Source organism: Hymenobacter polaris (assembly GCF_012927305.1).
Classification (GTDB): domain Bacteria; phylum Bacteroidota; class Bacteroidia; order Cytophagales; family Hymenobacteraceae; genus Hymenobacter; species Hymenobacter polaris.
Map to the genome: position 1 here is coordinate 1,175,815 of NZ_JABBGH010000001.1, position 12,297 is coordinate 1,188,111.

The window sequence follows — 12,297 nt, forward strand, 5'->3', positions numbered from 1 at the left end:
GCCCGGGCGGCGGCCAACCAGCGGCCCCGCCCGGGCGCCCGGCGCCGCCGGGGCCCTAGGGGCTAGCAGGCCAGCGTCGGCGGGTACCCCGCCGTTGTACTGTTAATTTGTGCGTTTCGCTGCTTTCCCGCATGAATTTATTTTCCTACGCCACGCTCTCGGGCTACGAGTGGGCGCACCCGCGCCTGCTGCTGCTGCTGGCGCTGGTGCCGCTGCTGCCGCTACTGCGGGCGCTGCTGGCCCGCCGGCGGCGGCAAGTGGTGGTGGCCCTAGGGCCGGGCGGGCTGCGCAGTAACTGGCGGGCGCTGCTGCGCTTCGTGCCACCCATCGTGCTGAGCGCTAGCCTGGCGCTGCTGGTGCTGGCCGCCGCCCGCCCTCAGCGCGCCGACGAGCACCTCACCCAAACCGGGCGCGGCATCGACATCGTGCTGGCCCTCGACGTGAGCGGCAGCATGGAGCTGGAGGACCTGAAGCCCACCCGCCTGGCCGCCGCCAAGCGCCTGGCCCGCCGCTTCGTGCTGGGCCGCACCGGCGACCGCCTGGGGCTGGTGGCCTTCGCCGGGCAGGCCTACTCGCTCACGCCCCTCACCACCGATTACGACCTGCTGCTCGACAACCTGGCCAGCCTGCGCCCCGGCCTCATCGCCGACGATGGCACGGCCATCGGTACCGCTATTGGCACCGCTATCAACCGCCTGCGCGACTCGCGGGCTAGCTCCAAGGTATGCCTGTTGCTCTCGGATGGCGAAAGCAACGCCGGCAGCCTCGACCCGCTGCTGGCCGCCCAGCTGGCCCACGCCTACGGCATCCGGCTCTACACCATCGGGCTGGGGCAGGATGGCTTCGTGCCCTTCGGCCGCGACAGCACCACCGGCAAAACCCGCTACGTGGAAACCCGCCTCGACGAAACAACCATGCGGCAATTAGCGCAAGCGACGGACGGCCGCTTCTTCCGCGCCACCGACAACGCGGCGCTAGGCGAAGTATTCGCCGCCATCAACCGCCTCGAAAAATCCGACATCCGCACCCAGCGCTACCGCAGCGTGCAGGATTTCTACCGCCCCTACCTGGGCCTAGGGATATTCTTCTGGTTCTTATGGCTGGCACTGAAAAGCACGTTTATGAGCAACGTGCTGGAGGATTGAAAAGGCATCATTTCTCCTGCTCAACTCAGTCGAACCGCTCTTCGGCGACGCGATGCTGGCAGCGAAATTATTATTTACTGGCTTGGCTCGGCTAGGGAAATAGCTTATAGATATCCTTGCGGTTGGCTATGCGCACAAATTCGACGTTGCCGTTTTCTACCACCAGCCCAATGCGAAAATCACCGACGCGGATGCGATAGGCAGTTTTATATCCCTTGAGCTTTTTCAGGTTGGCGATGGCCGCTAGGCTCGTGGCTTGTTCAACGGCAATGATTACGCCGGCCACTTCTGCTTTAACAGCGGCAGAGGTTAGCTTGCCTAAGTCTTTGAGGAAGTAGCGATTAAAAGTCGTCTTCACACCTGACCCAGCTTACGCATCACGGCGGCGCGCGATACGGAGGGCGCGCCGGCCGCTTCGCGGATGAGCATGGCTAAGCCAAGGTCCTCTTTCTCCTCATCGGAGAGCACCTTGGCCGCAATATTCATTTTTTTCAACAAAGCGGCCACTAGTTTGAGGTCGGCAGCCGAGGCGGGCGTAATGAGCAAAGAATCCATGGGCAGGCAGGGCTAGGCTAGCAGCCAAAGATACCACAAGCCGCATAGCCCTTTTTTAGTGCCCTCTACCTTTGCAGCCTGTTATGCCTCCCCTTAGCCCCATCCTCCTCATCCAAACCGCCTTTATTGGCGATGTAATCCTGGCCACGGCGCTGGTGGAGGAGCTGGCCCGCACTGCGCCTGAAGCGCCGCTGGATGTGCTGGTGCGGCGCGGCAACGAGGGGCTGCTGGCGGGCAACCCGCACATTCGGCAGGTGCTTATCTGGGATAAGAAAACCCGGAAATACCCTAACCTGCTGCGGCTGCTCGGCCAGATTCGGCGGGCGCGCTACGGGCGCGTCATCAACTTGCAGCGCTTTGCCAGCACGGGGTTCCTCACGGCGTTTTCGGGGGCGCCTGAGCGGGTGGGATTTGCCGAAAACCCGTTCAGCCGGTTTTTCACGAGCCGGGTGCCGCACGTCATCGGCGACGGCACGCACGAGGTGCAACGCAACCTGGCGCTGCTGGGTGAGGATGCCCTAGGGCCGGCAAGCGTCCCGCCGGGCCAGGAGGCGCCCTACGTGGCCGTGCATACAAACCTGCCTCGGCCCCACCTCTACCCCACCCCAGCCGATGAGGCAGCGGCCGAGCCCTACGCCGCTGTGGGCGAGTACGTGTGCCTGGCGCCTACGTCGGTGTGGTTTACCAAGCAGTACCCCGAGGCCAAGTGGCTGGAGCTGCTGGCGGCGCTGCCGGCTGGGCTGCCGGTGTACGTGCTGGGCGGCCCGCCCGACGCGGCCGCCTGCGAGCGCCTGGCCGCCGCCGCCAACCGGCCAGGGCTGGTGAACCTGGCGGGCCGGCTGAATTTGCTGGCCTCGGCGGCGCTGCTGCGCGGGGCGGTGCTGAATTACGTCAACGACTCGGCGCCGCTGCATTTGTGCTCGGCCGTGGATGCGCCGGTGTGCGCCATATTTTGCTCCACAGTGCCCGCGTTTGGGTTTGGGCCGCTGAGCACATTTTCGCGCCTCGTGCAGCACGCCCCCGGCCTGACCTGCCGGCCCTGCGGCCTGCACGGCCACGCCCGCTGCCCCCTGGGGCATTTCCGCTGCGCGTTGGAGATTGACACCATGCAGCTGCTAGCGGCGTTCGCGGACGCCCGCGCTCTGCGTACCTCTGCGTAAACCTCTGCGGGAACCGTCGTCCGCGCCGCCCGGCAAAAACGTATGCCCCGCACATGGCTAAAAACAACTTCGTGCAGGTGCGGGGTGCCCGCGAGCACAACCTGCAAAATATTGACGTCGATATTCCCCGCGACGCGCTGGTGGTGTTCACCGGCATTTCGGGCTCGGGTAAGAGCAGCCTGGCCTTTGGCACGCTCTACGCCGAGGCCCAGCGCCGCTACCTCGAATCGGTGTCGCCCTACGCCCGGCGGCTATTCAACCAGATGAGCGTGCCCGAGGTGGACAGCATCGAGGGTCTGCCGCCGGCCGTGGCCCTGCAGCAGCAGCGCGGCGCGGCCAGCACCCGCTCGTCGGTGGGCAGCGTCACGACCCTGGCCAACCTGCTGCGGATGCTGTACTCGCGGGCCGGCGACTACCCTAGGGGCCAAGGCATTGTGTACGCCGAGGGCTTCTCGCCCAACACGCCCGAGGGCGCCTGCCCCACCTGCCACGGCCTGGGCCGGGTGTACGAGGCCACCGAAGCCAGCATGGTGCCCGACCCCACGCGCACCATCCGCGAGCGGGCCATCGAGGCTTGGCCCCAGGCCTGGGGCGGCCAAAATCAGCGCGACATCCTGGTGAGCCTGGGCTACGACGTGGACGTACCCTGGCAGAACTTACCCCAAAAAACGCGCGACTGGATACTCTTCACCGACGAGCAGCCGCAGGTGCCAGTGTACCCTGGCTACTCGCCCGAGGAAACCCAGCGGGCCATCAAGCGCCGCGAGCCGCCCAACTACATGGGCACCTTCACGGGCGTGCGGCGCTACGTGCTGCACACCTTTGCCACCACGCAGAGCGCGCTGATGAAGAAGCGGGTAGCCCAGTTTCTGCTCAGCACCGAGTGCCCCACCTGCCACGGCAAGCGCCTGCAGCAAGCGGCCCTAGGGGTAAAGTTCGCCGGCCTCGACATCACCGAAATGCAGCGCCTGCCCCTCAAGCGCCTCTCCGACTTATTGCAGCCCTTCGCCGCTAAAGCCACCCTAGGGGCGCCCACCGACGCCGAGGCGCCCGAAAAAGCCATTGTGACCCAGCGCATTGCCGCCGACCTGGTGGCCCGCCTGGCGGTGCTGCTGGAGCTGGGCCTGGGCTACCTCGACCTGGAGCGCAGCACGCCCACTCTCTCGCCGGGCGAGCTGCAGCGCCTGCGGCTAGCTACCCAGCTCTATTCCAACCTATTCGGGGTGGTGTACGTGCTCGACGAGCCCTCGGCCGGCCTGCACCCGGCCGACACCGAGGCCCTGTTGCGGGCCCTCGACGGCCTGAAAGCGGCCGGCAACTCGCTGTTTGTGGTGGAGCACAACCTCGACGTGGTGCGCTGCGCCGACTGGCTCGTGGACGTGGGCCCGGCCGCCGGCGTGCACGGCGGGCGCATCCTCTACAGCGGGCCGCCCGCAGGCTTGCAAGACGTGCCCGAGTCGGCCACCCGGCGCTACTTGTTTGCGGCCGAGCCACCCGCCCAGCCCACCCCGCACCCACCCGCCGGCTACCTGCAGCTGCGCGAGGTGAGCCGCCACAACCTCCGCGGCCTCGACGTGGACGTGCCGCTGGGCGTGCTCACGGCCGTCACGGGCGTGTCGGGCTCGGGCAAGAGCACGCTCATCAGCCAGGTGCTGGTGGAGCTGGTGCTCGACGCCCTAGGCCAGCAGCTGCCCGAAGCCGACGAGGCCGACCCGCTGGAGCAGCCTGCCCCCGAAGCCACCGGCGGCTACCTCGCGGGCGGCCTCGGCGACATCAGCCGGCTGGTGCAAGTAGACCAGAAGCCCATTGGCCGCACGCCGCGCTCCAACCTGGCCACCTATACCGGGCTGTTCGACCCGGTACGAGCGCTGTTTGCCAGCACGCCACTGGCCCGGCAGCGCCGCTACGACGCCGGCCGCTTCTCCTTCAACGTGGCTAAGGGCCGCTGCCCCCACTGCCAGGGCGAGGGCCAGGTGATGGTAGAGCTGCTGTTTCTACCCAGCGTGTACGCCCCCTGCCCCGTTTGCCACGGCACCCGCTACAACCCTAAGACGCTGGAAATCACTTACCGCGAGAAAAACATCGCCCAGGTGCTCGACCTGACGGTGGACGCGGCCTGGGAGTTTTTTGCCGACGAACTGCCCGTGCGCCGCGCCCTCACCATGCTGCGCGAAGTGGGCCTAGGGTACCTGCGCCTGGGCCAGCCTGCCACCGAGCTGAGCGGCGGCGAGGCCCAGCGCGTGAAGCTGGCCACCGAGCTGCAGCGCGCCGCCCGCGGCCACACCCTCTACGTGCTCGACGAGCCCACCACCGGCCTGCACCCTGCCGACGTCGAGCGCCTGCTAACGCAGCTGCGCGCCCTGGTGGCGGCCGGCCACTCGGTGGTCGTGGTCGAGCACAACCTGCCCGTCATTGCCGCCGCCGACTGGGTGCTCGACATCGGTCCCGGCGCCGGCGACGAGGGCGGCCGCGTGGTGGTGGCCGGCCCGCCCGCCGCCGTAGCCAGCAGCAAAAAAAGCGCGCTGGCGAAATATCTGCGGGCTTATCTGAGCGAATAGCCGAGCTACATTTGCTAGGGTATCGCCCTCCGCGGGCGACCCCACCCCCGGCCCCTCCCCGAATGGGAGGGGAGCCACTGCGGCCCTAGGCGGTAATCGTCCGGCTCCCCTCCCTTTCGGGGAAGGGCCGGGGATGGGGTCGCCCGCGGAGGGCGGCCCATTACCACTTAATCCTATGCTACCTGCACTTCTCCTCGCCGCCCTGCTTACCCCTAGGCCCGCGCCCGGCCCCGTGCCGGTGGTGCCCGGCGTGTCGCGGGCGCTGGCCGAGGCCCGTAAGGCGCGCATCAGCCGGGTGGGCTACGAGCTGGACGTTACGGTGCCCGCGCAGCAGGACTCGGCCATCGTGGGCCGCGAAATCGTGAGCTTCCGGCTACGCGACGCCCGCGAGCCGGTGCAGCTCGATTTTAAGGCGCCGGCCGGCTACCTCTACAGCCTCAACCTCAACGGCCAGCCGGTGCCCATCGAGCACCGGGCCGAGCACCTGCTGCTGCCGGCCAAGGTCTTACGGGTGGGCGACAACGTGGTGCGCCTGCAGCTGCGCCTGGGCGAGCAGTCGCTCAACCGCAACGCCGATTACCTCTACACCCTGCTCGTGCCCGACCGCACCCGCACGGTGTTTCCCTGCTTCGACCAGCCCGACCTCAAGGCCAGCTTCACGCTCACGCTTACCGTGCCCCGTGCCTGGCAGGTGCTGGCCAACGCCAAGCCCGCCGGCCACATCGAGCGCGACCTCACCAAAACCATGCAGTTCCGGCCCTCCGATACGCTGAGCACCTACCTGTTCTCGTTCGTGGCCGGCAAGTTTACCCACACCTTCGAGCCGGTGCGGGGCCGCACCATGGCCCTGCTGCACCGCGAAACCGACTCGGCCAAGATTCGCCTGAGCACGCCCGTTATTTTCGAAACCCACGGTCGGGCGCTGGCTTTTATGGAGGAGTATACGGGCCTGAAATTCCCGTTTCAAAAGCTTGATTTCGCGGCCATTCCCGACTTTCAGTACGGCGGTATGGAGCACGTGGGGGCCATCGACTACAAGGCCAGCAGCCTGTTTCTGGACCAGGGCGCCACCAAAGACCAGCTGGTGGCCCGCCAAAACCTCATCGGCCACGAAACGGCCCACATGTGGTTTGGCGACCTGGTGACGATGCGCTGGTTTAACGACGTGTGGATGAAGGAGGTATTCGCCAACTTCATGGCCGACAAGCTGAGCGCCGGCACCGAAGACGCTGAGGGCCAGCTGCTCAAGTTCCTCACCGACCACTACCCCGCTGCCTACGCCGTGGACCGGACCCTAGGGGCCAACCCTATCCGGCAACCGCTTAACAACCTGCAGGATGCTGGCTCGCTCTACGGCAATATCATCTACCACAAGGCGCCCATTATGATGCACCAGCTGGAAACGCTGATGGGCGAGGAAAACTTCCGGGCCGGCGTGCGCGAGTACCTGGCCAAGTACGCAGGCGGCAACGCCAGCTGGCCCGACCTCATCACGATTTTGGATGCCCACACGCCCGCCGACCTCGCCGCCTGGAACCAGGTGTGGGTGAACGAGCCCGGCCGGCCGGTAGTGGATTATTCCCTAAAAACGGCCGGCGGCAAGGTTACTGAGTTAACGGTTGCGCAGTTTTCAGAGAACGGCTCGAAGCCACTGCCCCAGCGCTACTCGGCAGTGCTGCTATCGGCCACCGGGCAGGTGCTGGCGCGGGGTACTGTTCATGACGAGGGCAGCGCTACGCCGCTGCCGTGGGCCGTGGGCGTGCCCGCCCCGGCCTACGTGGTGCTGAACGCCGATGGACTGGGGTACGGCTTGTTTTCGGTATCGGCCGGGCTGGCGCAGCAGCTGCCCGCCTTCACCGCCGAGGGCTGGCTGCGGGGCCAACCCAGCCAGCGGGCCGCGCTCTACATCAGCCTCTATGAGAACATGCTGCGCGGTGCAGATAATACGCCCCGGCAGCTGCTGGCAGCCTACGCAACGCAGCTACCCCACGAAGATGCCGAGCTGAATATCAAGCTGCTAACCAACCAGCTCAGCGCCATCTACTGGCAGTTCCTCACGCCCGCCGAGCGCGCGGCGCAGGCCCCGGCCGTGGAGGCGGCGCTGTGGCAGGCCCTGCAGGCGGCAGCCACGCCGGGCGCGCAGAAGCTGTTTTTCCAGGCCTACCAGCGCGTGGCGCTTACCCCGGCGGCCCTAGGGCGCCTCTATGAGGTGTGGCACACCCAGCAGGCCCCGGCCCAAGTGAAGCTGACCGAGGACGACTACACCAGCCTGGCCCTGGCGCTGGCCGTGCACGACTACCCCGCCCCGCAGCCTATTTTACCCCAGCAGCTAGCGCGCGTGAAGAACCCCGACCGCCGCGCCCGCCTGGAGTACCTCATGCCCGCCCTCTCGCCCGACGTAGCCGTGCGCGACAAGTTTTTCGCCGGGCTGGCGCAGGAGAAAAACCGCGAGAAGGAAGCCTGGGTGACCTCGGCCCTGGGCTACCTGCACCACCCACTGCGCCAGGCCACCTCCGAAAAATACCTACCCCAGAGCCTGGCGCTGCTGCAGGAAATCCAGCTGACGGGCGACATCTTTTTTCCCGCCGCCTGGCTGCAAGCCACCCTAGGGCCCTACCAGTCGCCGGCCGCCGCCCAGGTGGTGCGCGACTTCCTGGCCACCCACAAAACCTACAACCCGCAGCTGCGGGGCAAGATTTTGCAAGCGGCCGACGACTTGTTTCGGGCGGAGAAGCTGGTGAAATAGCGTATAATAGGCGGTCATTCCGAGCTTGCCGAGGAATCTCGCTTGCGCCGTTTAAGTAATCGCCACAACGACCCATAGGCGGCGCGAGCGAGATTCCTCGGCAAGCTCGGAATGACCGTTTTTGCTACTATTCTCTCCACTAAGCGCGCCTCGACAAATGGCGCGGGCTTTCGGGCGAACTTTGCGCCCAGATTTTGTTATAGCTGCAATGGCTGATTATCATCAATTCGAGTACCCCAACGGCATCCGGCTTTTACACAAGGAGGTGCCGCACACCAAGATTGCCCACTGCGGTTTTTTACTGGATATTGGCTCGCGCGACGAGCGCACGCACCAGCAGGGCCTGGCCCACTTTTGGGAGCACATGGCCTTCAAGGGCACCCACAAGCGCAAGTCGTTTCACATCCTCAACCGCCTCGAAACCGTGGGCGGTGAGCTGAACGCCTACACCACCAAGGAGAAAATCTGCTTCTACGCCACGCTGCTCAGCACCCACTTCGAGCGCGCCTTCGAGCTGCTCACCGACCTGACCTTCAACTCGGTATTTCCGGAGCGCGAGGTGGAAAAGGAGCGCGGCGTAATTCTGGAGGAGATGAGCATGTACCAGGACGCGCCCGAGGACGCTATCATCGACGACTTCGACGCCGTGGTGTACGGGCAGCACCCCCTGGGCATCAACATTCTGGGCACCCGCGAGAGCGTGGGTGGCTTCCAAAGCGCGGACTTCCACGCCTTCTACAACGAGAACGTGCGCACCGACCGGCTGGTGTTCAGCTCGGTCAGCAACCTGCCGTTTAAGGAGGTGAAGCGGCTGGCCGACCGCTTTCTGGCGCCGCTGCCGGCCCGGCTGGGGTTGCACGAGCGGCTGCCCTTCGCCGGCTACCAGCGCCGCGACCACACCGAGCACCGCCCCATTCAGCAGGCGCACGCCTTGGTGGGCGGCCCGGCCTACGCCCTCTCCGACGAGCGCCGGGTGCCGTTTTTCATGCTCAACAACATTCTAGGCGGCCCCGGCATGAACTCGCGCCTTAACCTGGCCGTGCGCGAGAAGTACGGCCTGGTCTACACCATCGACAGCAGCTACTCGCCCTACACCGACACGGGTTTGTTCGGCATCTACTTCGGCACCGAGGCCAAGCAGCTGAACCGCACCCTAGGGCTGGTGCAGAAGGAGCTGAAGCTGCTGCGCGACAAGGAGCTGACCACCAGCCAGCTGCACGTAGCCAAAAACCAGCTGATGGGCCAGCTGGCCATGAGCGAGGAAAGCAACTCGGGCCTGATGCAGCTGCTGGGCAAGAGCACCCTCGACCTGGGCCGCGTGGAGCCGCTCTCGGAGATTTTTGGCCGCATTGAGCGCACCACCGCCGGCCAGCTGCGCGAGATGGCCAACGACGTGCTGAGTGAGGACAACCTGAGCATCCTGCAATACGTGCCGGAGAAGTAGCGGCTCGCGTAGTAGGTCAGTAGCATGTACACGCCCACTCGTCGCCTGATTGCCGAAGAAGCCGTTGCCCTATTGCAGACTGGACAGCCGCTAACCGACTGCTACATCAGCGGCGAGCTGGCGCTTGCTCCTGGCGAAACTTGGGAGCAGCAGGTAGTTTTGGAGAATTGCGTGGTCGAGCGCTTCTACTGCCCATGTACCAGCTTCAGCAAGGGCGTTGAACTGCGCAACTGCCGATTCCAGCAGTGCCAGTTTACGTTCAGCTACTTTCTGGGCGGTTTGATTGTGGACGCTTGTTACTTCGATAGCTACCTGGATTTTCAGGCGGGAGGGCACAACCAGCTGGGTAATCCGGTACGCATTACAAATAGTCGGTTTGCTAGCTTCGTCAATTTCTTTGATTGTTGGTATGAAAGCGCCGTGGTGATTACGGACAATGATTTTCTGGGCGGCACCAATCTGTTGGGCGCGCCATTTAATATTCCCGTTACCTTCAATATGCCCCCGGTGCTTGCTCGCAACAGCGGGCAGCTTGACGCGGCCGACGAGGGCCCCACGTCCTCTTTCAATGGCTAAATCGACTGCCATGTTCGGCCCCGTCCCCGGCATCCGGCCCGGCCACGAGTTTGCCTCGCGGCTGGAGTTGTGGGGCGCGGGCGTGCACCGCCAGACGCAGGCCGGCATCAGCGCTCGTCAGGGCGAGGGGGCCGAGAGCATCGTGCTGAGCGGCGGCTACGAGGACGACGAGGACCTGGGCGACACCATCCTCTACACCGGCCGGGGCGGGCGCAGCGCCGAGAGCCAGCAGCAGATAGCCGACCAGACCCTGACCGGCGCCAACGCGGAGCTGGCCCGCAACGTGCTGCTGGGCCTGCCCGTGCGCGTCACGCGCAAAGTCACAGAGGGCAGCCGCAGCTTCTACCGCTACGCCGGCCTCTACCGCATCGTGCGCTACTGGGCCGAGTCGGGCCGCTCGGGGCATCGGGTGTGGCGCTTTCAGCTGGAGGCGCTGCCCGAGCTGGCCGAAAGCTCGGCAGCCGGGCCGGCTACCAGCCAGCCCACCCCCCTAGGGCTGGTGCAGGCGCCGGCCGCCGGCTACGGGCCAGCCCCGCGCCGGGCAGCCTCGGTACTGCGCCTGGTGCGCGACACGGCCGTGACCCGGCAGGTGAAAACCCTCTACGACTACCACTGCCAGGTGTGCCAGACGCGCCTGAGCAGCCCAGCCGGCCCCTACGCCGAGGCCGCCCACGTGCAGCCCCTGGGCGCCCCCCACCACGGCCCCGACGTGCTGGCCAACGTGCTCTGCCTCTGCCCCAACCACCACGTGCTGTTCGACTACGGCAGCTTCGCCGTGGCCGACAGCGGCGAGCTGCTGGGCCTGCCCGGCCGGCTGCTGGTGGCCCCCCGGCACCCCATAGGGCCGGAGTTTCTGGCCTACCACCGCACCCGCTTCTACGAGCCCCAGCTGTGAAGCCACCAGCTCCCCGCTTCGGCCACGTGGGCACGGCCCAGCCGGGCGACTTGTTCCACTCGCGGCTGGAGCTATCGCTACTCGGGCAGCACCGGCCGCGGCGGGCGGGCGTGGCAGCCACGGCGGCCCTAGGGGCCGAGAGCATTGTGCTGGCCGAGGCTTACGAGGACGATGAGTACCACGACGACTACTTCTGGTACGCGGGCAGCGGCGGGCGCGACGCCAAAACCGGCCGCCAGATAACCGACCAAGACCCTAGCGATTACCGCAACCAAGGCCTTGTGCGCAGCGAGCAGACGGGCCAGCCGGTGCGCGTGTTCTGGCGCATCGCGCCCGCTGGCGAGCGGCAGTTCCGCTACGAGGGGCTGTGGCGCGTGGTGGCGCACACCTACGGGCCGGGCCGCTCGGGCTTCCAGGTATTCCGGTTTCGGCTGGAGCCGTGGCGCGGGTAGCGCGGACTGCAGCCCGCGCGTTTTCAGCGGCTCTTACTTGCGGGCTGCAAGTCCACGCTACTGCGCCAGGCATCCCTAGGGTGCACCTTTGCATCCATTTGCCCGCCATGCCCGCCGACCTAACCCAGGCCTACGCCGACCGCTACTCCGAGCCCGAGCCGCCGCTACTGCACCAGCTCTGGCGCGAAACCCACCTGCAGCTGCTGATGCCGCGCATGGCCACCGGCCACTGGCAGGGCCGCCTGCTGAGCATGTTTTCGCACCTGCTGCAGCCGCGGCGCGTGCTCGAAATTGGCACTTTCACCGGCTACGCTACCTTGTGCCTGGCCGAGGGGCTGGCCCCCGACGGGCAGCTGCATACTATCGAAATCAACCCCGAGCGCGCGAGCCGCATCCGGCGCTATGTGGCGGCGGCCGGCCTGGAAGGGCGCGTGCAGCTGCACCTGGGCGACGCGGGCGGCATTCTAGCCGGGTTGGTCGGTGAAGTGTGGGACTTAGTCTTTATCGATGCCGATAAGGTCAATAACGGCCGGTACTTTGAGCTTGTAATCAACCAGGTGCGTCCCGGCGGGTTGCTCATCGTCGATAACGTGCTGTGGGGCGGCAAGGTGCTGCCCGGCTACCCGCTCAAAGCCAACGACCACGATACCCGCGCCGTAATCGCCTTTAACGAGCAGGTGCGCCACGACCCTAGGGTGGTGCCGCTGCTGCTGCCCGTGCGCGACGGCCTGCTGCTGCTGCGCCGCGTCTGAGGCGATTACCTACC

11 protein-coding genes are annotated in these 12,297 nt (G+C 66.2%); 9 read left to right on the forward strand and 2 right to left on the reverse strand.

Features of this window, described 5'->3' with window-relative positions:
* Nucleotides 1-131 precede the first annotated feature (131 nt).
* On the forward strand, nucleotides 132-1,145 hold the full coding sequence (locus HHL22_RS04950; RefSeq protein WP_169529836.1) for a vWA domain-containing protein: 1,014 nt from the start codon (nucleotides 132-134) through the stop codon (nucleotides 1,143-1,145).
* A 91-nt stretch (nucleotides 1,146-1,236) separates the two neighbouring features.
* On the opposite strand, the gene HHL22_RS04955 is transcribed toward HHL22_RS04950, so the two are convergent.
* Nucleotides 1,237-1,503, reverse strand: a complete 267-nt coding sequence (locus HHL22_RS04955) for a type II toxin-antitoxin system RelE family toxin (protein WP_169529837.1) — start codon at nucleotides 1,501-1,503, stop codon at nucleotides 1,237-1,239.
* Nucleotides 1,500-1,700 carry a hypothetical protein gene (locus HHL22_RS04960; protein WP_169529838.1) on the reverse strand — a complete coding sequence of 67 codons (201 nt, stop codon included), beginning with the start codon at nucleotides 1,698-1,700 and terminating at the stop codon, nucleotides 1,500-1,502. Before HHL22_RS04960 ends, HHL22_RS04955 begins: the two co-directional genes overlap by 4 nt.
* 83 nt (nucleotides 1,701-1,783) lie before the next feature.
* Here HHL22_RS04960 and HHL22_RS04965 point away from each other — a divergent pair, with 83 nt between their 5' ends.
* The 8 genes from HHL22_RS04965 to HHL22_RS05000 all read left to right on the forward strand — a co-directional run bounded on the left by HHL22_RS04965 (nucleotide 1,784) and on the right by HHL22_RS05000 (nucleotide 12,283).
* Complete coding sequence (locus HHL22_RS04965) at nucleotides 1,784-2,860, forward strand: glycosyltransferase family 9 protein (RefSeq protein ID WP_169529839.1); 1,077 nt, start codon at nucleotides 1,784-1,786, stop codon at nucleotides 2,858-2,860.
* Between the two features lie 53 nt (nucleotides 2,861-2,913).
* The gene (locus HHL22_RS04970; protein WP_169529840.1) at nucleotides 2,914-5,418 is read left to right on the forward strand and encodes an excinuclease ABC subunit UvrA; all 2,505 of its coding nucleotides are present in this window, start codon (nucleotides 2,914-2,916) and stop codon (nucleotides 5,416-5,418) included.
* A gap of 175 nt (nucleotides 5,419-5,593) precedes the next feature.
* Nucleotides 5,594-8,164, forward strand: coding sequence for a M1 family aminopeptidase (locus HHL22_RS04975; protein WP_241737966.1), 2,571 nt, complete (start codon nucleotides 5,594-5,596; stop codon nucleotides 8,162-8,164).
* A gap of 208 nt (nucleotides 8,165-8,372) precedes the next feature.
* Nucleotides 8,373-9,608 (forward strand): M16 family metallopeptidase, encoded by a 1,236-nt coding sequence (locus HHL22_RS04980; RefSeq protein WP_169529842.1) that lies wholly within the window; start codon nucleotides 8,373-8,375, stop codon nucleotides 9,606-9,608.
* Between the two features lie 24 nt (nucleotides 9,609-9,632).
* Nucleotides 9,633-10,184 (forward strand): hypothetical protein, encoded by a 552-nt coding sequence (locus HHL22_RS04985; protein WP_169529843.1) that lies wholly within the window; start codon nucleotides 9,633-9,635, stop codon nucleotides 10,182-10,184.
* A complete protein-coding gene (locus HHL22_RS04990) occupies nucleotides 10,177-11,079 on the forward strand; it encodes a YDG/SRA domain-containing protein (RefSeq protein ID WP_169529844.1) in 903 nt (300 codons plus the stop codon). Before HHL22_RS04985 ends, HHL22_RS04990 begins: the two co-directional genes overlap by 8 nt.
* Nucleotides 11,076-11,531, forward strand: coding sequence for a YDG/SRA domain-containing protein (locus HHL22_RS04995; protein ID WP_169529845.1), 456 nt, complete (start codon nucleotides 11,076-11,078; stop codon nucleotides 11,529-11,531). Before HHL22_RS04990 ends, HHL22_RS04995 begins: the two co-directional genes overlap by 4 nt.
* Nucleotides 11,532-11,638: 107 nt before the next feature.
* The gene (locus HHL22_RS05000) at nucleotides 11,639-12,283 is read left to right on the forward strand and encodes an O-methyltransferase (RefSeq protein WP_169529846.1); all 645 of its coding nucleotides are present in this window, start codon (nucleotides 11,639-11,641) and stop codon (nucleotides 12,281-12,283) included.
* Nucleotides 12,284-12,297: the final 14 nt, after the last annotated feature.

What these genes read in the sequence shown, in the direction of transcription:
- HHL22_RS04980 (WP_169529842.1), top strand. Translation starts at nt 8,373, where the DNA reads ATGGCTGATTATCATCAATTCGAGTACCCCAACGGCATCCGGCTTTTA.
- HHL22_RS04975 (WP_241737966.1), top strand. Translation starts at nt 5,594, where the DNA reads ATGCTACCTGCACTTCTCCTCGCCGCCCTGCTTACCCCTAGGCCCGCG.
- HHL22_RS04965 (WP_169529839.1), top strand. Translation starts at nt 1,784, where the DNA reads ATGCCTCCCCTTAGCCCCATCCTCCTCATCCAAACCGCCTTTATTGGC.
- HHL22_RS05000 (WP_169529846.1), top strand. Translation starts at nt 11,639, where the DNA reads ATGCCCGCCGACCTAACCCAGGCCTACGCCGACCGCTACTCCGAGCCC.
- HHL22_RS04950 (WP_169529836.1), top strand. Translation starts at nt 132, where the DNA reads ATGAATTTATTTTCCTACGCCACGCTCTCGGGCTACGAGTGGGCGCAC.
- HHL22_RS04985 (WP_169529843.1), top strand. Translation starts at nt 9,633, where the DNA reads ATGTACACGCCCACTCGTCGCCTGATTGCCGAAGAAGCCGTTGCCCTA.
- HHL22_RS04960 (WP_169529838.1), bottom strand. Translation starts at nt 1,700, where the DNA reads ATGGATTCTTTGCTCATTACGCCCGCCTCGGCTGCCGACCTCAAACTA.
- HHL22_RS04990 (WP_169529844.1), top strand. Translation starts at nt 10,177, where the DNA reads ATGGCTAAATCGACTGCCATGTTCGGCCCCGTCCCCGGCATCCGGCCC.
- HHL22_RS04970 (WP_169529840.1), top strand. Translation starts at nt 2,914, where the DNA reads ATGGCTAAAAACAACTTCGTGCAGGTGCGGGGTGCCCGCGAGCACAAC.